Below are 19,290 nucleotides of genomic sequence, written 5' to 3'. Positions count from 1 at the left end.
GTACGACCATGGAATTCGATAAGTTATTACGTTTAATGGTAGAGAAGGGTGCATCTGACCTCTTTATTACCGCAGGTGTGCCGCCTAGCATGAAAGTTAATGGCTCGGTTGTACCGGTGACCAAATCTCCATTAAGCCCAGAGAAAACACGAGAGCTTGTTTTGTCGGTTATGTCTGAGAAGCAACGCATCGAATTTAACGAAACTCAAGAGTGTAACTTTGCGGTTTCTGCACGTGGTATTGGTCGATTTCGCTGCAGTGCTTTTCATCAGCGCAACTTGGCTGGCATGGTGCTGCGCCGAATTGAAACCAGAATTCCACGGGTTGAAGAGCTAGGCTTACCAGACATTATTAAAAAACTCGCCATGACACGTCGTGGGTTAGTAATATTTGTGGGTGCAACTGGTACGGGTAAGTCGACCAGTTTGGCGGCGATGATTGGTCACCGTAATCGCAACTCCAAAGGTCATATCATTTCTATTGAAGACCCGATTGAATTTATTCACCAACATGAAGGCAGTATTGTCACGCAACGTGAAGTGGGTATCGACACCGACAGCTTCGAAGTCGCACTAAAAAACACACTTCGCCAAGCCCCCGACGTTATTATGATTGGTGAGGTACGTACGCGTGAAACTATGGAGTATGCGTTAGCATTTGCCGAAACAGGTCACCTTTGTTTGGCCACCTTACACGCCAACAACGCCAACCAAGCATTAGACCGTATCATGCACTTCTTCCCGCATGAGCGTCAGCGCCAACTCTGGATGGATTTATCACTGAACTTGCGGGGTATTGTTGCCCAGCAGTTAGTTCCAACACCCGACGGCCAAGGACGTAAAGCCATCATTGAAGTGTTGTTGAATACGCCATTAGTTGCCGATCATATTCGTAAAGGGGAGGTCCATTTACTCAAAGATCTCATGGGTAAATCTAAAGAACAGGGCATGCAAACCTTTGATCAAGCGCTATTTTTGGCTTATAGCAAAGGTGAAATTACCTATGAAGACGCCTTGTCATATGCTGATTCTGCCAACGACTTGCGCTTAATGATTAAGCTCGATCAGGAAACAGATACCAGTCACTTAAGTGGCCAAGCCTCTAAATTGACGATACAAGAATCGGGTGATTACGACTTCTAATTATTGTTTTTAGAATTGGGCATCGCTAGCCTTGATCGGATACTGTTTTCTTTTTTGATCAAGGCGGGCTCATCTGGCAGTACGAGCTTTGCCGCCACTATGGTTTTTAGTGCGTTGGCATCATCAGCAACCGATTCAAATACTTCAGCTTTTTCTATCCAGTGTTGAGCCTGAGATTTCCGGTTGCGAGCGGCCGTGCGAGCATCGATCATTTTCAAATACATGATCAGTACCAAAAGCAGCATTACTCCGCCAACCATTGAAAATCCCATTTGTTTGCCTTCTATTGATGACTGAAACTGCAAGGTGTCATTAAAGCACCAGTATTTGATTGCATTGCAGTATAGAGTATCTAGCACGTTTCGTTTACTTTCAAAGCACATATAATAAAAAGGAAAGGCTGTGGAATTTGATTACATCATTGTGGGTGGGGGTTCCGCCGGATCTGTATTGGCGAATCGTTTATCTGAAGACTCTTCGATCAAAGTCGCGTTGTTAGAGTTTGGTGGTGAAGATAAATCACCGGCTATACACGTTCCGTTTGGTATGGTGGCAACCGTGCCAACCAACTACTTAAACTATGCCTATAAAACAGTTCCTCAGCCTGGGCTCAATGGTCGGCAGGGCTATCAACCACGAGGTAAAACACTAGGCGGATCTAGCGCAATTAATGCAATGATATACGTGCGCGGCCATCAGTCGGATTACGATGAGTGGGCCGAGTTGGGTAACCAAGGTTGGGGGTTCAATGATTTGCTGCCCTATTTTAAAAAATCTGAACATAATGAACGTATCCAAGATGAGTTACACGGCCAAGATGGGCCATTAAACGTTGCAGAGTTAAAAAGTCCAAGTGCCGCACGCGATGCTTTTGTGAAGGCAGGCAAAGAAGCCGGCTTTGTACATAACACCGATTTTAACGGACCAGAACAAGAAGGTATTGGCGCCTATCAAGTTACACAAATTAATGGTCATCGTTGCAGCGCAGCACGTGCCTATTTGCATGACATTAAAGACCGTCCAAACCTGACAATATTGACTAAAGCAAAAGTATTGCGAGTTGAGCTAGAAGGCAAGCGTTGCACGGGTGTGCATGTTTATTGGCAAGGTAAAGCACACTTTATACGTGCGCATCATGAGGTGATTCTATCGGCTGGTGGATTGAACACCCCGCAAATATTACAGTTATCGGGCATAGGCTGCCCAGAAGATCTGAGTCACGCTGGCGTTAAAGTAAAGTATGCGCTTCCTGGTGTCGGCCAAAACTTAATTGACCACCCCGATGTGGTGTTAACCTTTAAGAGTAAAAATAAATCAGTCCTAGGCCCTTCGCCAAAAGGGATTTGGGATTTGCTAAGCGGCGTATGGAAGTTTTACCGAGGTGATTACAATAGCGTAATCAGTTCAAACGGAGCAGAAGCAGGCGGCTTTCTAAAAACCGACCCAGCAGAAGCCCGGCCAGACATTCAATTGCATTTTGTTGTAGGTATTTTACAAGACCATCTGCGCAAACCTTCGCCCTTTCATGGCGTCAGTTGCCATATTTGTGTGCTTCGGCCTAAAAGCCGTGGCTGGGTAAAGCTGGCTTCGGTTGACCCTTTTGCAGCGCCTTTGATACATCCAAATTTTTTAGCCGAAGAAGCAGACGTTGAAACGTTATTTCGAGGTATTCGCTTAACGCAAAAAATGCTCACGGCTCCGGCACTTGCCGATTTTTGCAGCCAAGAAACGCATCCATTAATGTCATTGACGGATGATGAGTTACGCACCGCGATTCGAAACAGAACCGACACGGTTTATCACCCATTAGGCACCTGTAAAATGGGTCATGATGAGCTTGCTGTTGTTGATGATCAGCTTCGAGTGCATGGCATTGATGCGTTGCGAGTCGTTGATGCGTCTATTATGCCAACTATTATTGGTGGAAACACCAATGCTCCGACCATAATGATCGCAGAAAAAGCCGCAGATATGATTAAGGCTGCTCGTCTACGTTAAGTGTACGGACGGTAGTTGGTCGTTTGGACTGGTTAAATTGGTGTGTTTGGCTAATGGCTGCCATCATCAAGCTTGCAGGCCTTGTTACGCGGCTTTTTAAAAGTTGGCACGTAAACTGTAATAAGGTTGGTAAGTTAATTTATTGGAGTGGACCATGTCTTATTCAGACCGTTATTCAGACTTACATACGCAGCGATATTATCGAAAGCGAACACGAGCAATATCACCTTTAGCGATGCTAGGTCGAATTGCTTTTTTTGCTTTGTTGTTGTTTGGCGCAGCAATGGGTGGCCTTTGGTTGCTAGGCGCTGTGATTGGTTTATCGTTGGGTATTCTTGGCCTGTTGCTCGCGCTTTCACCTATTATCTTTGTGGTGTGGGTCCTTTGGCTTATTTTCAAAGCGATTATTCTGTAGCCTAACTGGCTTTAGGCTACAGAAAGAGCCTAGTAGCAGTAGGTCACTGGCCATTGCCGATTCGTCAGCAGTAGTGAAACTGCGCTGCTGGGGTTAATTGTGATACTGCCGGTAATTTTAAAGCCAGAGGTATCAATAAAAAAGTCAGTACTGTCACGAGCGATAAGCTGCTTTGCTTGGAAAGGGTGGGGCCAATTAACTAGAGCACCCTCTACCAACTGCATTTGAATTGGCAACATGCCAGTTAAATCGGCTTCAGCGCTATTGTTAAGCCTTCTCATGACATCGCTCATTGTTAAGCTGTATTGGTGTGCATTTTTGCTTAAATCAATACTGGCGTTCGCCGAGGCGTTGCCGCACTGGGTTGTGAAGACTAAGTAGCGGACATCGGCTTGCGATTCGTTAAGATCAAGGGTGATTCGATCCGTTTTAAAAAACGCTTGGCCTTCTATGATGTTTTTATCCGTTAATATCACTTCATCTAAACGGGGCAGAGTCACTTCACCAACGCCGTTAAGTAAAAAGCGAATTGCTTGGTCACCTTGTGTCAGTTGCAGACCATATCGACCATTTTTTCGGGCAGGATTCAACGAAAGAAATTCACCCGTATTAATTGCGATCATGGCATCTTCAGCCTGATCGAGTTTTACCGGTTGTGACCACAATCCGCGGCTTAGAAAAACATCAATCGATTGCCGATCGGCTTCTGCGACCATCTGTATGTCAACAGTCAGCTTTTCTGGTTCAACTTTACTTAAATCAATACTAGCGCAACCGGTAAGTAGCCATGGTGCCAATATCATCATGTTGATTAGTTTTTTTACAATCAAATTGTTCATAAAATGAGCTGTTTCTCTTAAATGTATAATGCCCATAATAGGGTGCTAAGGATAAAAGAGCGAGCTTGTGTTTTTCTTGTTGTCGTTTTAACATTGTTCGAAATAACGACTGCGTCACACTTTAGTGACTATCGGTACGGAGATTCGTTACATTTTCTTTGGACTGTTAAGGTCAAACCATAATGATAAAAAAGAAAGGAATGAGGTCAGTGGGCGAATTTATAATAAATGGCGATGCAGGATGCCCAACGCTAGTTTTAGCACACGGAGCAGGTGCTGGTATGGAGTCGGACTTCATGAACTATGTGGCAACAGAGCTGGCACAAAAAGGATTAAGGGTCATACGCTTTAATTTTCTATACATGCAGCAACAGTTACTTACCGGGACGCGTAGGCCTCCCGATCGAGCGCCCAAGTTACTTGCACATTACTCAGATGTATTAGATCGACTTGCATTGCCTTCGCCTTACTTTATTGGTGGTAAATCAATGGGCGGACGCATGGCTACCGTGTTAGCTACCCAGCACGCTGTTGCTGGAGTGGTCGTTTTTGGCTATCCATTTCATGCATTGGGGAAACCTGAAAAAGTGCGTGTTGACCATTTTCCTGAGCTAAAAAGCCCTGTTTTGGTCTGCCAAGGTGAGCGTGATACTATGGGAAATGTTAATGACGTTGCGCAATATCGTCTGGCCGAAAATATGAGCATTGAGTGGTATGCTGATGGTGATCATGATTTAAAACCAAGAAAGTCGAGTGGGTTGAGTCATGAACAGCATTTGCAGGCTGCTGTGACCCGAGTGAGCCAATTTATTCATGAGACTACTGCCTCATAAGCATGTTCTACAGTACGACTGGCTGGTGCATTTTTATACAGCTATGTCGCTGCTGTTCCCAATTATCTTTTTAATTTCTTCCAGTGAAGCCAATCCATGGCAGTTATTGTTGCTATATCCGTTATTTTTATTGCAGTGGTATCATGGTTTTTGGCAAGCTGAAAAAGATGTTTATGGGCATTTTCTTTTTCTATTAGTGCTTGCCAGTTGGGCGACATACCTGCATTGGTCGGGCGCATTTTTATTTTTCTACGGTCAAGTATTACTGCTTAGGCTTTCCAAGTTCTGGCAAGCTTCTATCGGATTTATGATAGAAGCCATTCTAGTTACGCTGATTGGTTGGTGGTTAGATTACCCTATTGTATTTATCTCTACCTTCTGTGTTCTGGTAATTTTTGGTGGGCACGCAAACTATTTGTTTTTTAGTCACAGTAATGCTCAGCGTGAACTGCTGTATAAGCAAGAAGAATTAGCGTTGGTATTGCGCGAGCGAGAACGAGAACGAATTGCACGCGATTTACACGATGTACTAGGTCATACGTTATCGACCATAGCGCTTAAATCTGAATTGGCGGCAAAGTATCTTGATAAACAGCTAGTTACCAATGCTCAAGCAGAGCTTGAAGATATTAATGCATCGGCAAGAATGGCTTTGGCCGATGTTAGGCAAACGGTGACTGGTTATCGTTCAGGCAATTTGGGCAGCGAGCTTAATATGGCAAACAATTCCTTGCAAGCAGCGGGGCTCGTTACTGAGCTCCCCGATGTTTTGCCTAAGCGTATTAGTCGGGAAATGGAAAACTTGCTTAGCTTAATTATTCGCGAAGCGGTTACCAATATCATTCGCCATGCGCAAGCTCATTACTGCCGTATTCAGCTATTCAATAGAGACGCTCATTGGTATTTGGTTGTGACAGATGATGGCATCAGTTGGAATGGTTTAATGGGCAATGGTTTAATGGGCATGAAAGAGCGTGTCGGGTTATTCTCTGGTAAGCTCACCATTGAAAACCTATTCCCAGGAACCAAGCTTACTGTAAAACTGCCGCAACTCATCGAAGGTCATGCGGATGCCTAAGATCAAACTATTAATTGCCGAAGATCAGGCGATGGTCCGTGGAGCCTTATCTGCGCTACTTAATATGACTGGCCATTTCGACGTTGTTATTGAAGCCCGCAATGGCGATGAAGCATTTGAACTTGTTAAAAATAACTCAGTTGACATCGTATTGACCGATATTGAGATGCCGGGTCGAACTGGCTTAGAATTAGCGGCAGATATTTTTAAGCGCATAGAAATGCCCCCTAAGGTCGTGCTATTGAGTACGTTTTCGCGTCAGGGCTATGCACAGCGAGCACGTGAACTGGGTGTTCAGGGTTACCTTCTTAAAGAGGCGCCTTCAGATGACTTAGCGCTTAGTTTAAAAAAAGTAATGCGTGGTCACATCATTTATGATCCGTCATTGGAGTCTGAGCCGAAAACGCATTTTGACCCGTTACAAGATCGCGAGAGAATAATTTTGCGACTGGCTGAGCAGGGCGTCTCGACAGCTGAAATCGCCAAAGTCGTTAGCCGCTCAGAGGGCACGGTGCGCAATGCACTATCAGACGTCATTAAAAAATTAGCCGTATCCAATCGTACAGAAGCGATTCGATTAGCGAGAGATAAGGGTTGGCTTTAAGTCGACCTAGTTTGAATACAACATTAAAGAGAGATTCACCGTGTTAAAATATGAAATTATGCCGGTCACTGCATTTGCTCAAAACTGCTCGTTACTTTGGTGTGATGAAACCAACGAGGCTGTATTTGTTGACGCAGGAGGCGAAGCAGACCGCCTACTTGCCGCGGTTGAAGCAAAAGGGCTAACACTAACGGCTATTTGGTTAACGCACGGTCATCTAGATCATGCAGGGGGGTCGCAAGATATTCGTGAGCAAACCCAAGTGCCCGTCATTGGGCCAAGTAAAGAAGATGATTTCTGGCTTGAAGGTATTGAGCAGCAAGCGCAAATGTATGGCTTGCCGGGCTTGCGTAATGTGATGCCCGATCGATGGTTAACGCACGGTGACAAGTTAAAGGTCGGTAATGAAGAGCTCAATGTCATTGCCGCGCCAGGGCATACTCCAGGGCATGTAATTTTTCATCACCCTAAGCAGCAATTAGCTTGGGTAGGTGATGTGATTTTTGCCGGTGGTATTGGTCGTACTGATTTTCCAAAAGGCGACTATCAAACCCTAATTAACGCTATTAGACAGAACTTATGGCCTCTGGGTGATGATGTTAAATTTATCCCTGGCCACGGTCCTGAGTCGACATTTGGTGCCGAACGGCAAACAAACCCCTTTGTTGCAGACCACCTATTTAACTAATATTTCACTACATATAGTTTGACATAGATATTTTGAAGCTATATCTTGTGCTTAGCTTTGAAATAAGCAAATCACATTGGCAATAATTATGACGGCTGTTGTACTTCGCAGCCGCTTGGGAAATCGGTGTAAATCCGATGCTGCCCCCGCAACTGTAATGGTGAAGCTTGTATTGATATCCACTGAGACAAGGTCTTGGGAAGGTAATACAAGCGTTGAAGCCTAAGCCAGGAGACCGGCCAACGTGATAACGAAAACGATAACTCGGGCGGGGCGAACCGATGACAAGTATTCACTTGTTCTATTGAGTAGGCTACACAATAACTAACTATTTCTTCAGAGTTAGTTTTGCTGTCTGCCTGCCACCCCGCTTTGTCATGACTGGAGATTGACAAAGTGCAAATCAAAAAAAGAAATGGTCGCTTAGAGGCGATCGATCTCGATAAAATTCATCGCGTTTTAAACTGGGCTACACAAGGACTTGAGAAAGTCTCTGTGTCTGAGATTGAGCTTAATTCCAAGATACGATTCTATGATGGCATCTCTACCTTTGATATTCATGAAACTCTCATTAAAGCGGCTGCAGATTTAATTTCAGCGAACACTCCCGATTACCAATACCTTGCAGCACGTCTAGCTGTTTTTCATATTCGCAAGCAAGCGTACGGTGCATTTGAACCACCGCATTTGGAGGAGCATGTTGAGAAGTTAGTCGCATTAGGGCGTTACGATAGCGAACTTCTGAGCGCCTATTCCACACAAGATTGGCAACAACTCAACGACGCTGTTAAGCATGAGCGGGATCTGGACTTTGCTTACGCCGGCGTCAAACAGTTACAAGCAAAGTATTTAGTACAAGATCGGGTTACTGGCCAGCTGTTTGAATCACCGCAATTCTTATACATATTAATTGGCGCTTCATTGTTTGCGCACTACCCGCAAGCAGAGCGCATTGCGATGATCATCGATTTTTACGAAGCAAGCTCAACGCATAAAATATCTTTACCAACACCTATTATGTCGGGGGTTCGTACTCCTACCAGACAGTTTTCTTCCTGTGTCTTAATTGATTGCGATGACAGCTTAGACTCAATCAACGCAACCTCCGCCTCTATTGTTAATTATGTGTCAGCGCGCGCCGGTATTGGTGTGAACGTTGGGAAAATCCGCGCGATTGGTTCACCAATACGCAATGGTGAAGCATTCCACACCGGATGCATTCCCTTTTATAAGCACTTCCAAACGGCTGTAAAATCATGCTCGCAAGGTGGTGTTCGTGGTGGTGCGGCAACCTTGTTCTACCCTGTTTGGCATTTGGAAGTTGAAGACTTGCTGGTGCTAAAAAATAACAGAGGCGTCGAAGAAAACCGAGTGCGTCACTTAGATTATGGCGTTCAATTAAATAAGTTAATGTATAAGAGACTCATCAATAATGGCCATATAACGTTGTTTTCACCTTCAGATGTGCCTGACCTATATGATGCTTTCTTTGCGGATCAAGATAGGTTCGAAGCTTTATATTTAGCTTACGAAGCCAACGATCGTATTCGTAAAAAAACGATAAAAGCCACAGAACTATTTTCATTGTTGTTGCAAGAGCGTGCCTCAACCGGTCGAATTTATATTCAAAATGTTGATCTATGCAATGATCATGGACCATTTATTCCGAGTGTTGCGCCGATACTGCAAAGTAACCTCTGTATGGAAATAGCGCTACCAACATCGCCGTTAACACGCATAGATGATGAGCAAGGCGAAATTGCTTTGTGTACCCTTGCAGCCGTTAACTTAGGTAAATTGAATGGCTTGGATGAGCTTGCAGGCTTGAGCAAGATTTTAGTGCGAGCGTTAGATGCGCTGTTAGATTATCAGCACTATCCTGTCGCAGCAGCTAAAAGAGCTACGATGAAAAGACGGCCTTTAGGCGTGGGCGTTATTAACTACGCTAATTATTTGGCTAAAAACGGTGCCCGTTATTCTGATGGATCTGGCAATAACCTTACTCATCAATTGTTTGAAGTGCTTCAGTATGAACTGTTGAATGCCTCGGCAGATTTAGCAGCTGAGCAAGGTGCTTGTCCTGGTTTTAACGAAACTAAGTACTCGCAAGGCTCGATGCCAATTGATCGTTATAAAAGTGATGTCGATCAGCTGGTAGACACCCCGTTGCTATGTGATTGGGACGCGCTTAGAGTGAAAATAGCGGAGGTCGGCATACGCAACTCTACGCTAACAGCTTTAATGCCTTCAGAAACATCGTCACAAGTGGCTAATGCGACCAATGGTATTGAGCCACCAAGAGCGCTGGTTTCTATTAAAGCGTCGAAAGATGGCGTATTGAAGCAGGTTGTTCCCGATATTAAAACCTTGGCACCTAATTATGAGTTGTTATGGCAGCAACCTAATAACAAAGGTTACTTGCAGTTAGTTGCGATAATGCAAAAGTTTGTCGATCAAGCAATTTCTGCTAACACCAGCTACCAGCCTGAAAACTTCCCAGAGCGTAAAGTCCCCATGCAGTTGCTCATGCAAGATTTGCTGACGAGCTACAAGCTGGGCTTAAAAACTTTGTATTACCACAATACGCATGATGGTTCGATGCAAAAACATGAGCAAAAAGAAGTAGAGATGGACAGTTGTGAATCTGGTGCCTGCGCAATATAAGGAGCGTGACTATGAGTTATTTATCATTTAATCAAAAACAATTTGACCCGCTAACTCAGCCGATGTTTATGGGAGAATTAGTTAATGTTGCTCGCTATGATCAGCAGCGTTATCCAATGTTTGAGCAGCTTATTGAAAAGCAGCTATCGTTTTTTTGGCGGCCAGAAGAAGTTGATTTATCTCAAGATCGAAAAGATTTCTTAGCATTGGGTGAGCACGAAAAACATATTTTTTTAAGTAATTTGAAATATCAGACACTGCTCGATAGCGTCCAAGGTCGATCACCTAATGTTGCGTTTTTGCCCATAGTGAGTCTTCCAGAATTAGAAACTTGGATTGAAACTTGGGCATTTAGCGAAACTGTTCACTCGCGATCCTATACCCATATTATTCGCAACATAGTCTCAGATCCGAGTGTTATCTTTGACGATATAATTAAGACACCCGAGATTGTAGAGCGTGCTGAATCTATTACCGGATACTATGATCAATTAATATTTGCGGTACAACATTGGCATACACTCCCCGTTGAACAACAATCAGACGCGAAACAACGAGAAATAAAACGGTTGTTATATCTGACGATGGTTTCGGTCAATGTCTTAGAGGCTATCCGATTTTATGTCAGCTTTGCTTGCAGTTTTGCGTTTGCCGAAAATGCAAAAATGGAAGGTAACGCCAAAATCGTAAAGCTTATTGCACGAGATGAAGCTCTGCATTTAAGTGGTACAGAGTTTATAATTAATACTTGGGCAAAAGGCAAAGATGACCCTGAAATGGCAGAGATCGCACAAGAATGCCGAAGTGATTTAGTGCGTATTTTCAAAGATGCTGCAGAACAAGAAAAAGCATGGGCCAACTACTTGTTCAAAGAAGGTTCAATGATGGGTGTCAATGCAGACATTCTCCATCATTACATAGAATACTTAACCGATGAACGTTTAGAGGCGCTGGACCAGCAACCAATCTTTAATCGTAAAGATAACCCGTTACCATGGATGGATCATTGGGTTTCAAGTGCAGCCGTTCAGGTTGCTCCGCAAGAAGTCGAAATATCGAGTTACCTAGTCGGTGCCGTAAATACGACAGTTAACACCCATGACTTTGAACTGTTTGAGCTCTAAGCAAAGCTCATTAGAGCAATGGGCTTGTTAATTGCGCAATGCTTTCTAGAAGCTTTTTGATAAACGGACGTGATTGCCACTTCGCGAGTGACAGTGATTGAGATTGCTCTATGTAGCCATCGATCACTGTCATGATCTCTTTATTAAATGCGAGGTCATCGACAATCAAGGTTGACTCAAAGTTTAACCAAATACTGCGCATATCGAGGTTCACTGAACCCACGAGCGTTAGGGTGTCATCTATAACGACGGCTTTAGTATGTAACAGTCCACCATGAAAGTGCATGATATTGACGCCAGCAAGTAATAATTCTTCAAAAAATGAACGACCCGCATACTGTGCTAAGTGACTGTCGTTATATCGGGGTAATAAAATTGTCACCGAGATATTTCTTTTGGCGGCGGTTTTCAGCGCCTGAAATAAAGACTCATCAGGAACGAAATAGGGTGTAGTAATTACAACGCGTTTGGTTGCACTGTGGATGGCGGTTAACAGTACTTGTAAGAGTAATTCATCGTCAATGGCTGGGCCGCTAGGCAACAATTGCATTTGTTCTTGCTCAATTGTTGTTTGGGTAGGCCAGCAAAGATGTTTCTCTAGGCGAATGCCGGTTTCTAGCTCCCAATCGAAAACCAGAGTGCTTTGAATAAAGTGCGATATTTCTCCTTCAAGCCGAATCATCATGTCTATCCAGGCGCCAACCCCAGCCTCTGTTTTAAAGTGCTTAGGATCTACAAGGTTCATGGAGCCAGTGTAAGAAACCTTGCTGTCTATGCTGATTAGTTTTCGATGCATACGAAGATCTTGGCGCCTGAGTGTCATTCGTAAAAGATTGGCGTGCAATGCATCAACTATCTGAATGCCATGGTTACGCATATCTTTACAGTGCCCACTACGGAAAAACTGGCTCGAGCCTACGCTATCAAACAGCAAATGAACGTGTACGCCGCGCTTAGCGGCGGCTATTAACGCATCAACAACTTTGTGTACATCTCCTTTAACTTGAATGATATAAAACTCAGCAAAAATAACTTTCTTGGCTTGGTGTATATCGTTTAGGAGCGTGTCGAATAGAGTATCGGGATGACTCAGCACTTTCCATGATTGAACACTCAGAGACGGCGCTCCAATAGCCTGGTGGACTAATTGCATTACCTTCGGTGTGGACTCCGGCATAGCACTAGGTACTTTCAGTGATTTCAGCCACTTGCGGTATTGTTTAAACTGCTCAGCCGCACGCTTTGCACGAAGGCTGCCTAAGTAGCGTTCACCGAATAACAGATACAGCAAAATACCCATACCGGGGAGGATGTAGATAAAAAACAGCCAAGACAAGGTCACACCGATAGGGCGCCGCTTCATCAGAATTCGTAGGCTCAATGCGATCATTAAGCAAGCGTATGCAAGTGCGACAACAGAAAGCAGCAACTCGAATGTCATCAGGTGTCTCAACAATTTAAGTTAGCTTATAGGATAAATCGAAAGGGACACTTTTGTAAGCATTTACAGGGGTGTTTTTTAGTAGGCTACGAAACTAACAGTTGACGGGTATATTCGTGCATATAAACGCCGTAGCTACCGTCGTGCAGCATGGCTTTAATTCTTACTCGAGGGTTACCTTGACGATCAACAATATCGCGCAAATTAACGACAGTTTCAGGCATTTCATTTTTATTTTGATCGCGAATAACAGATAGCTTAGGCAGTAAACTAGCGTCGTTATTTTGGCCAATCACAATGCCAACTTCACCACTTGTCAGTTCGACAATTGTACCTATAGGGTAGACGCCCAGCATTTCAATGAGCTGGTCAACCATTAGCGCATCAAACTCTGTACCTCTGCCGCGATAAAGTATTTTAGTAGCTTCGAAGACAGTTCGCTGCTCGGCATAAGGCCGATAACTAGTCATTGCGTCAAAGGCATCTAAAATGTGAATTAAGCGCGCGTACTGGTTAGTCTGACTCGCCATGCGTTTTGCAGGATAGCCATTCCCATCAGGTCGCTCATGGTGATAGTAACCAGCATCGACGACTGCTTTCTCAAAACCAGATTTCTCGAGAAAATAGCGCGTCCATTTTGGATGGTCATGTACTAGTCGCGCTTCTGATTCAGATAGTGGGTTTGGTTGGTTGAGTATTTGTGGCGGTACTTTGATCATGCCGATATCAAATAATAAACCTGACAGACCCGCAATTTTAGCCTCTTCACGAGACCAACCGCAGTGCACCGCAAATACCATTGCCAATAAGCTTACATGCATGGCGTGTTCGTTAGTGTAATTGTGGTGAGACTTAACCCGTGAAAGCCAAGACATTGCTGAGGTGTTTGAAAGGATGCTGTCGAGGCAATTATCTACCTTTTGCGCTAAGTCTTTCGAATTTAAGAGCTGATCTTGGCCAAATTGTTTAAAGCAAGTTCGTAACGACTTAATTGTCTCAGAATAAACAGGCAATACATTGCGTAGTCCCGATCGTGCTAAGTCTCTATCTATTGAAGCAGGGAGATCATAATTTTTTGATTCTGAACGCCGAGCAAAGGGATTTTTTGATTTCTTTCGGCTGAACGGGTAGACGCTTTTTTCGGTATCAACAAAGACGAATTGGCACAGCGATTTGAGTGTTGCTATATCTTGACTAGATTGTACCAAAAAGCCTTGCATTAAAAAGGGAGTGCCCAGCCACGGACGATCTAAACGACAAACGAACATCCCCGCTTTAAGCATATCTGCCGGCAGCGCGATAGTGGTTTCGTTTATTTGTTTTACGCTCTGGTTCACACTACGCATCTTTCCTACTTCTAAGTTTTGAAGTCTATCACAAAAGTTCAGATTAGCTACTCGACAGTTTGAATGCTTAATTCTCGTCTGGGTGTCTAATTAACCACTTATTATAGTATCGGCTAAAAGCGCTCAAACTTGAATGACGGTAACTATGAAGCAGTTGTATTAAAGGCAAGATTCCAGCTCAATTGTAAGTTTTTGTAATCGAACGCCTAGCATCTTGCTAAGTGGCTGATTTGCATAAGTAAAACAGTTCAGAAACTTACATTGACACAACTGGCCAAGATACATACAATACGCGTCCCTCAAATTTGGGGAAAATTAACTGCTGTTTAACATCTTTGGAGCTTTGGTCACATGCAGAACCAAAAGATCAGAATTCGCTTGAAAGCGTTCGATCACAGATTGATCGATGCGTCGACTCAAGAAATTGTCGACACGGCGAAACGTACCGGCGCGCAGGTGCGCGGCCCAATTCCGCTACCTACTCGTAAAGAGCGTTTCACTGTGCTGATCTCTCCGCACGTGAACAAGGATGCGCGTGATCAGTACGAAATTCGTACTCACAAGCGCATGCTAGATATTGTTGAACCAACCGAGAAAACAGTGGATGCACTGCGGAAGTTGGATTTGGCAGCAGGTGTGGATATTCAGATTAGCTTAGGCTAGTAATAAAGTAGATGCTCTACTGTAACGGCCTTGAGGTTGCTGCAAAGTAACATTGGGGCGGCCATAGCGGGTTTTAGCCCCGTACATAGAGGAATAAAGTAATGTCAATTGGTTTAATTGGCCGTAAACAAGGTATGACTCGTATCTTCACTGAAGATGGCGTATCAATACCAGTAACGGTTGTAGAGGTTGAGCCTAATCGCGTTTCGCAAGTTAAAACTATCGAAACCGATGGCTATGTCGCTATCCAGCTTACAGTTGGAAATAAGCGTGCAAATAAAGTTAGCAAGGCAGAGGCAGGTCATTTTGCTAAAGCTAACGTTGAAATGGGTGATTCTACTCGCGAATTCACAGTAGCAGATGCTTCAGAATATGAAGCTGGTAAAGAGCTAACTGTTGGGTTGTTTGAAGCGGGTCAGAAAGTTGATGTGACCGGAACCTCTAAAGGTAAAGGCTTCGCTGGCTCTATTAAGCGCCACAACTTCTCTATGCAAGACGCAACTCATGGTAACTCCCTTTCTCACCGTGCTCCTGGTTCTATCGGGCAGTGCCAAACGCCTGGTCGTGTTTGGAAAGGTAAGAAAATGGCAGGTCACATGGGTGCAGTTCGCAATACCGTTCAATCTTTAGAGGTTGTACGTGTAGATGTAGAGCGTAACTTGCTACTCATTAAAGGTGCGGTACCCGGTGCAACCGGTGGTCGTGTAGTTGTTCAACCCGCGGTTAAAGGCTAGGAGGTAGCAATGGATATTCAAGTTGCTGGCAATGCTAGTACCAAGGTTGAGCTAAGCGAAGCCACCTTTGGTAATGAATATAATGAAGCGTTAGTCCATCAAGTAGTTAATGCTTATTTGGCTGGTGCTCGTCAAGGTAGTCGTGCAACTAAGACTCGTTCTCAAGTTGCTGGTGGTGGTGCTAAGCCATGGCGTCAAAAGGGTACGGGCCGAGCTCGTGCTGGTACTATCCGCTCCCCTATATGGGTTGGTGGTGGTCACGCTTTTGCACGTACTCCACAAGACTGGTCTCAGAAAGTTAACCGTAAAATGTATCGTGGTGCGGTTAAATCTATCTTATCTGAGTTAGTTCGTCAGGATCGTTTAGTTGTTGTTGAAGATCTTAAATTTGAACAACCTAAAACTAAATTGTTCTTGGCAAAAATGAAAGAAATTGATGTAACGAGCGCTTTGATCATCGCAGATGAAGTTGATCAAAACCTGCATCTTTCTTCTCGTAACGTTCCACACATTGAAGTAAGTGACGTTGCTGGTGTAAACCCAGTCAACCTTGTTGCTTATAAGAAAGTGTTGGTAACTGTAGCTGCGCTTAAGAAGCTTGAGGAGGTTTACGCATGAACCAGGAACGTATCTATCAGGTCGTTTTAGGTCCGCACATCTCTGAAAAAGCGACGATCGTAGCGGAAGGGAATAGTCAATACGTTTTCCGTGTGGCTAAAGATGCAACTAAGCCTGAAATCAAAAAGGCTGTCGAGCAATTGTTCGAAGTTAAGGTTGACTCAGTACGTACTCTTGTTCAAAAGGGTAAAACCAAGCGCACACAGCGTGGCATGGGTAAACGTGTTGATGTTAAGAAAGCTTACGTTCGATTAGCTGACGGTCAGGAAATTGATTTCCTGGGCGCAGAATAAGGTAGGGGTTTCGAGCAATGGCTATTGTCAAAGCAAAACCGACCTCAGCGGGTCGTCGTCACCTAACTAAAATAGTACACGAAGAGCTTCATAAGGGCTCTCCGTACGCTCCTTTAGTTGAGAAGAAATCTAAATCAGGTGGTCGTAATAACAACGGTCGTATCACTGTTCGCCATATTGGCGGCGGTCATAAGCATCACTATCGTCTAGTTGACTTTAAACGCAACAAAGATGGTATTGCCGCGAAAGTCGAGCGTTTGGAATACGATCCAAACCGTTCTGCGCATATTGCATTAGTTTGCTACGCAGATGGTGAGCGTCGTTATATCTTAGCACCGGGCGGTTTGAAAGCTGGTGATCAAGTTATATCTGGCGATCACGCACCAATCAAAGTTGGTAACACAATGCCTTTGCGCAGCATGCCTGTTGGTTCTGTTGTGCATAATATTGAAATGAAGCCAGGCAAAGGCGGTCAAATCGCTCGTTCAGCCGGCACTTCAGTTCAGTTGGTCGCACGTGAAGGTGCTTATGCAACTCTTCGTTTGCGTTCAGGTGAAATGCGTAAAGTTTTATCTGATTGCCGAGCCACCTTAGGTGAAGTCAGCAACTCAGAGCACAGCTTACGCCAACTTGGTAAAGCAGGTGCTTCACGCTGGCGTGGTGTTCGTCCGACTGTTCGTGGTGTTGCCATGAACCCGGTAGATCACCCGCATGGTGGTGGTGAAGGTCGTACTTCGGGCGGTCGTCATCCAGTTACTCCTTGGGGTATTCCAACTAAGGGTTACAAAACACGTAAGAACAAGCGCACGGATCAGTACATTGTCCGTCGTCGTTCTAAGTAATTTATTTTAAGAGGAAAAGGCTGTGCCACGTTCACTTAAGAAAGGTCCATTTGTAGACCTGCACTTGATGAAAAAGGTAGAGGCTGCACTGGAAGCGGGCGAAAAGCGACCAATTAAGACTTGGTCTCGTCGCTCCACAATCTTCCCAGAATTTGTTGGGTTGACCTTTGCAGTCCATAATGGCCGTCAACATGTGCCAGTGTTTGTAACCGAAGATATGGTTGGACACAAGTTGGGTGAGTTCGCACTTACCCGTACTTATAAAGGCCATGCTGCGGACAAGAAAGCTAAGTAAGGGGTAGATATGATGGAAACACAAGCTGTAATGCGCGGTGCGCGTCTGTCTGCTCAGAAAGGTCGACTTATTGCGGATCTAATCCGTGGCAAGTCGGTTGCTGATGCTTTAGACATTCTAACGTTTAGCCCTAAAAAAGGTGCTGACTTAGTTAAGAAAGTTCTTGAGTCTGCAGTTGCAAACGCTGAACACAACAATGGTGCTGATGTTGACGAGTTAAACGTCTCTACTGTCTTCGTAGATGAAGGCATGACCATGAAACGTATTCGTCCGCGTGCTAAAGGCCGTGCAGACCGGATCCTAAAAAGATCTTGTCATATCACGGTTAAAGTTGCCGAGCAGAATTAATAGGAGAAAGTTCAAATGGGTCAAAAGGTTCATCCGACTGGTATCCGACTCGGCATTACTAAAGACCATAATTCGGTCTGGTATGCGGAAAGTGATACTTACTCGAAGAAACTATTGAACGATATTGAAGTTCGTAGCTTCCTAGAGAAGAAATTAGAAAAGGCGTCTGTTAGCAAGATCGTTATTGAACGACCTGCGCAGAATGCGAAAATCTCAATTCATACCGCTCGTCCAGGTATTGTGATCGGTAAGAAAGGTGAAGATGTTGAAGTATTGCGTCAAGAGTTGACTGCAATGATGGGCATTCCTGTCCACATCAATATCGAAGAAATTCGTAAGCCAGATCTTGACAGCAAGTTAGTTGCTCAGTCTATAGCTGGTCAGCTAGAGCGCCGTGTAATGTTCCGCCGTGCTATGAAGCGCGTTATGCAGAATGCTATGCGTGGTGGTGCTCAAGGTATACGTGTACAAGTAAGTGGTCGTTTAGGCGGCGCTGAAATTGCTCGACAAGAGTGGTACATGGAAGGTCGAGTACCTTTGCATACCCTACGTGCTGACATTGATTACTCTACTGCCGAAGCTAATACCACATACGGTATTATCGGTATTAAAGTTTGGATTTTTAAAGGTGAAGTTTTAGGCGGTATTGATGAAGTACGCGCCAATGCGAAAGCAAAAGCAGCACCTAAGAAAAACGCGAAGCGATAAGGAGTACGTTCAATGTTAATGCCTAAACGTACGAAATTCCGCAAGATGATGAAAGGCCGTAACCGTGGCCTTGCACTTCGCGGAAGCAAAGTAAGCTTTGGTGAATATGCACTTAAAGCAACTGGCCGTGGTCGTATTACTGCGCGTCAGATTGAAGCCGCACGTCGAGCTATGACTCGTCATATTAAACGTGGTGGTAAAATCTGGATTCGTGTATTCCCAGATAAGCCGATTACTCAGAAGCCTCTAGAAGTGCGTCAGGGTAAAGGTAAGGGTAACGTTGAATACTGGGTATGCCAGATTCAACCAGGTAAAGTTCTATACGAAATGGAAGGTGTTAGTGAAGAAATTGCACGTGAAGCTTTTGCTTTAGCGGCTGCAAAGATTCCTATTGCTACTACATTCGTTAAACGACAGGTGATGTGATGAACACAAAAGATCTTCGTGAAAAGTCTGTTGAAGAGCTGAACAACACTCTGTTGGACTTGCTACGCGATCAATTTAAATATCGCATGCAAAAGACGACTGGTCAGTTAAGCCAGACGAATTTGCTTGGGCAGGTCCGTAAGGATATTGCACGTGTGAAAACTGTATTGAACGAGAAGGCAGGTGCTTGA

At 44.4% G+C, this 19,290-nt stretch carries 23 protein-coding genes and 1 riboswitch; of the genes, 19 read left to right on the top strand and 4 right to left on the bottom strand.

Annotation, left to right across the window (positions count from 1 at the left end; genetic code table 11):
• Positions 1–8 precede the first annotated feature (8 nt).
• Complete coding sequence (locus tag ACI882_RS03550; RefSeq protein ID WP_411746325.1) at positions 9–1,142, top strand: PilT/PilU family type 4a pilus ATPase; 1,134 nt, start codon at positions 9–11, stop codon at positions 1,140–1,142.
• Here the strand turns inward: ACI882_RS03550 and ACI882_RS03545 are convergent.
• Positions 1,139–1,414, bottom strand: a complete 276-nt coding sequence (locus ACI882_RS03545) for a hypothetical protein (RefSeq protein WP_411743261.1) — start codon at positions 1,412–1,414, stop codon at positions 1,139–1,141. The genes ACI882_RS03550 and ACI882_RS03545 overlap by 4 nt on opposite strands.
• A gap of 130 nt (positions 1,415–1,544) precedes the next feature.
• Between ACI882_RS03545 and ACI882_RS03540 the strand changes: the two genes are divergently transcribed.
• Both ACI882_RS03540 and ACI882_RS03535 read left to right on the top strand, forming a co-directional pair.
• Positions 1,545–3,140 carry a GMC family oxidoreductase gene (locus ACI882_RS03540; protein WP_411743262.1) on the top strand — a complete coding sequence of 532 codons (1,596 nt, stop codon included), beginning with the start codon at positions 1,545–1,547 and terminating at the stop codon, positions 3,138–3,140.
• A 154-nt stretch (positions 3,141–3,294) separates the two neighbouring features.
• On the top strand, positions 3,295–3,555 hold the full coding sequence (locus ACI882_RS03535) for a hypothetical protein (protein ID WP_411743263.1): 261 nt from the start codon (positions 3,295–3,297) through the stop codon (positions 3,553–3,555).
• Positions 3,556–3,584: 29 nt separating this feature from the next.
• On the opposite strand, the gene ACI882_RS03530 is transcribed toward ACI882_RS03535, so the two are convergent.
• Positions 3,585–4,394, bottom strand: coding sequence for a hypothetical protein (locus ACI882_RS03530; RefSeq protein ID WP_411743264.1), 810 nt, complete (start codon positions 4,392–4,394; stop codon positions 3,585–3,587).
• A 209-nt stretch (positions 4,395–4,603) separates the two neighbouring features.
• Between ACI882_RS03530 and ACI882_RS03525 the strand changes: the two genes are divergently transcribed.
• The 6 genes from ACI882_RS03525 to nrdB all read left to right on the top strand — a co-directional run bounded on the left by ACI882_RS03525 (position 4,604) and on the right by nrdB (position 11,385).
• Positions 4,604–5,227 (top strand): alpha/beta fold hydrolase, encoded by a 624-nt coding sequence (locus ACI882_RS03525; RefSeq protein ID WP_411743265.1) that lies wholly within the window; start codon positions 4,604–4,606, stop codon positions 5,225–5,227.
• The gene (locus ACI882_RS03520) at positions 5,208–6,305 is read left to right on the top strand and encodes a sensor histidine kinase (protein WP_411743266.1); all 1,098 of its coding nucleotides are present in this window, start codon (positions 5,208–5,210) and stop codon (positions 6,303–6,305) included. Before ACI882_RS03525 ends, ACI882_RS03520 begins: the two co-directional genes overlap by 20 nt.
• Positions 6,298–6,909, top strand: a complete 612-nt coding sequence (locus ACI882_RS03515; protein WP_411743267.1) for a response regulator — start codon at positions 6,298–6,300, stop codon at positions 6,907–6,909. Before ACI882_RS03520 ends, ACI882_RS03515 begins: the two co-directional genes overlap by 8 nt.
• A 40-nt stretch (positions 6,910–6,949) precedes the next feature.
• The gene (locus ACI882_RS03510; protein WP_411743268.1) at positions 6,950–7,597 is read left to right on the top strand and encodes an MBL fold metallo-hydrolase; all 648 of its coding nucleotides are present in this window, start codon (positions 6,950–6,952) and stop codon (positions 7,595–7,597) included.
• Between the two features lie 75 nt (positions 7,598–7,672).
• Positions 7,673–7,856: riboswitch (cobalamin riboswitch) on the top strand.
• Between the two features lie 128 nt (positions 7,857–7,984).
• Entirely contained in the window at positions 7,985–10,261 is a 2,277-nt protein-coding gene (gene nrdA / locus ACI882_RS03505; protein ID WP_411743298.1) for a class 1a ribonucleoside-diphosphate reductase subunit alpha, read from the top strand.
• An 11-nt stretch (positions 10,262–10,272) separates the two neighbouring features.
• Complete coding sequence (gene nrdB, locus ACI882_RS03500; protein ID WP_411743269.1) at positions 10,273–11,385, top strand: class Ia ribonucleoside-diphosphate reductase subunit beta; 1,113 nt, start codon at positions 10,273–10,275, stop codon at positions 11,383–11,385.
• 10 nt (positions 11,386–11,395) lie between these two features.
• Here nrdB and cls read toward each other — a convergent pair whose 3' ends face one another.
• Both cls and ACI882_RS03490 read right to left on the bottom strand, forming a co-directional pair.
• Entirely contained in the window at positions 11,396–12,826 is a 1,431-nt protein-coding gene (cls, locus tag ACI882_RS03495) for a cardiolipin synthase (RefSeq protein WP_411743270.1), read from the bottom strand.
• Positions 12,827–12,912: 86 nt separating this feature from the next.
• Positions 12,913–14,163, bottom strand: a complete 1,251-nt coding sequence (locus ACI882_RS03490) for an HD-GYP domain-containing protein (protein ID WP_411746324.1) — start codon at positions 14,161–14,163, stop codon at positions 12,913–12,915.
• A gap of 360 nt (positions 14,164–14,523) precedes the next feature.
• On the opposite strand from ACI882_RS03490, the gene rpsJ reads away from it, so the two are divergent.
• From rpsJ to rpmC, 10 genes are all read left to right on the top strand, one after another.
• Positions 14,524–14,835 (top strand): 30S ribosomal protein S10, encoded by a 312-nt coding sequence (rpsJ, locus tag ACI882_RS03485; protein WP_008044356.1) that lies wholly within the window; start codon positions 14,524–14,526, stop codon positions 14,833–14,835.
• A gap of 101 nt (positions 14,836–14,936) precedes the next feature.
• Positions 14,937–15,569, top strand: coding sequence for a 50S ribosomal protein L3 (gene rplC, locus ACI882_RS03480; RefSeq protein ID WP_411743272.1), 633 nt, complete (start codon positions 14,937–14,939; stop codon positions 15,567–15,569).
• 9 nt (positions 15,570–15,578) lie between these two features.
• Entirely contained in the window at positions 15,579–16,187 is a 609-nt protein-coding gene (gene rplD / locus ACI882_RS03475; protein ID WP_216000492.1) for a 50S ribosomal protein L4, read from the top strand.
• Positions 16,184–16,480 carry a 50S ribosomal protein L23 gene (rplW, locus tag ACI882_RS03470; RefSeq protein ID WP_411743273.1) on the top strand — a complete coding sequence of 99 codons (297 nt, stop codon included), beginning with the start codon at positions 16,184–16,186 and terminating at the stop codon, positions 16,478–16,480. The genes rplD and rplW overlap by 4 nt, the downstream gene beginning before the upstream one ends.
• A 17-nt stretch (positions 16,481–16,497) precedes the next feature.
• Complete coding sequence (rplB, locus tag ACI882_RS03465; protein WP_411743274.1) at positions 16,498–17,322, top strand: 50S ribosomal protein L2; 825 nt, start codon at positions 16,498–16,500, stop codon at positions 17,320–17,322.
• Positions 17,323–17,344: 22 nt separating this feature from the next.
• Positions 17,345–17,617 carry a 30S ribosomal protein S19 gene (rpsS, locus tag ACI882_RS03460; protein WP_411743275.1) on the top strand — a complete coding sequence of 91 codons (273 nt, stop codon included), beginning with the start codon at positions 17,345–17,347 and terminating at the stop codon, positions 17,615–17,617.
• Between the two features lie 12 nt (positions 17,618–17,629).
• Positions 17,630–17,965 carry a 50S ribosomal protein L22 gene (rplV, locus tag ACI882_RS03455; RefSeq protein WP_411743299.1) on the top strand — a complete coding sequence of 112 codons (336 nt, stop codon included), beginning with the start codon at positions 17,630–17,632 and terminating at the stop codon, positions 17,963–17,965.
• Positions 17,966–17,980: 15 nt separating this feature from the next.
• Positions 17,981–18,673: a 30S ribosomal protein S3 gene (gene rpsC, locus ACI882_RS03450; protein WP_411743276.1), complete on the top strand. Its 693-nt coding sequence runs from the start codon at positions 17,981–17,983 to the stop codon at positions 18,671–18,673.
• A gap of 12 nt (positions 18,674–18,685) precedes the next feature.
• The gene (gene rplP, locus ACI882_RS03445) at positions 18,686–19,099 is read left to right on the top strand and encodes a 50S ribosomal protein L16 (protein WP_216000487.1); all 414 of its coding nucleotides are present in this window, start codon (positions 18,686–18,688) and stop codon (positions 19,097–19,099) included.
• A complete protein-coding gene (rpmC, locus tag ACI882_RS03440) occupies positions 19,099–19,290 on the top strand; it encodes a 50S ribosomal protein L29 (RefSeq protein WP_216000486.1) in 192 nt (63 codons plus the stop codon). Before rplP ends, rpmC begins: the two co-directional genes overlap by 1 nt.

This window comes from Reinekea sp. (assembly GCF_046710285.1).
GTDB lineage: Bacteria > Pseudomonadota > Gammaproteobacteria > Pseudomonadales > Natronospirillaceae > Reinekea.
The sequence above is the reverse complement of the archived record's forward strand: the minus strand, read 5'-3'. Positions and strand labels throughout refer to the sequence as shown.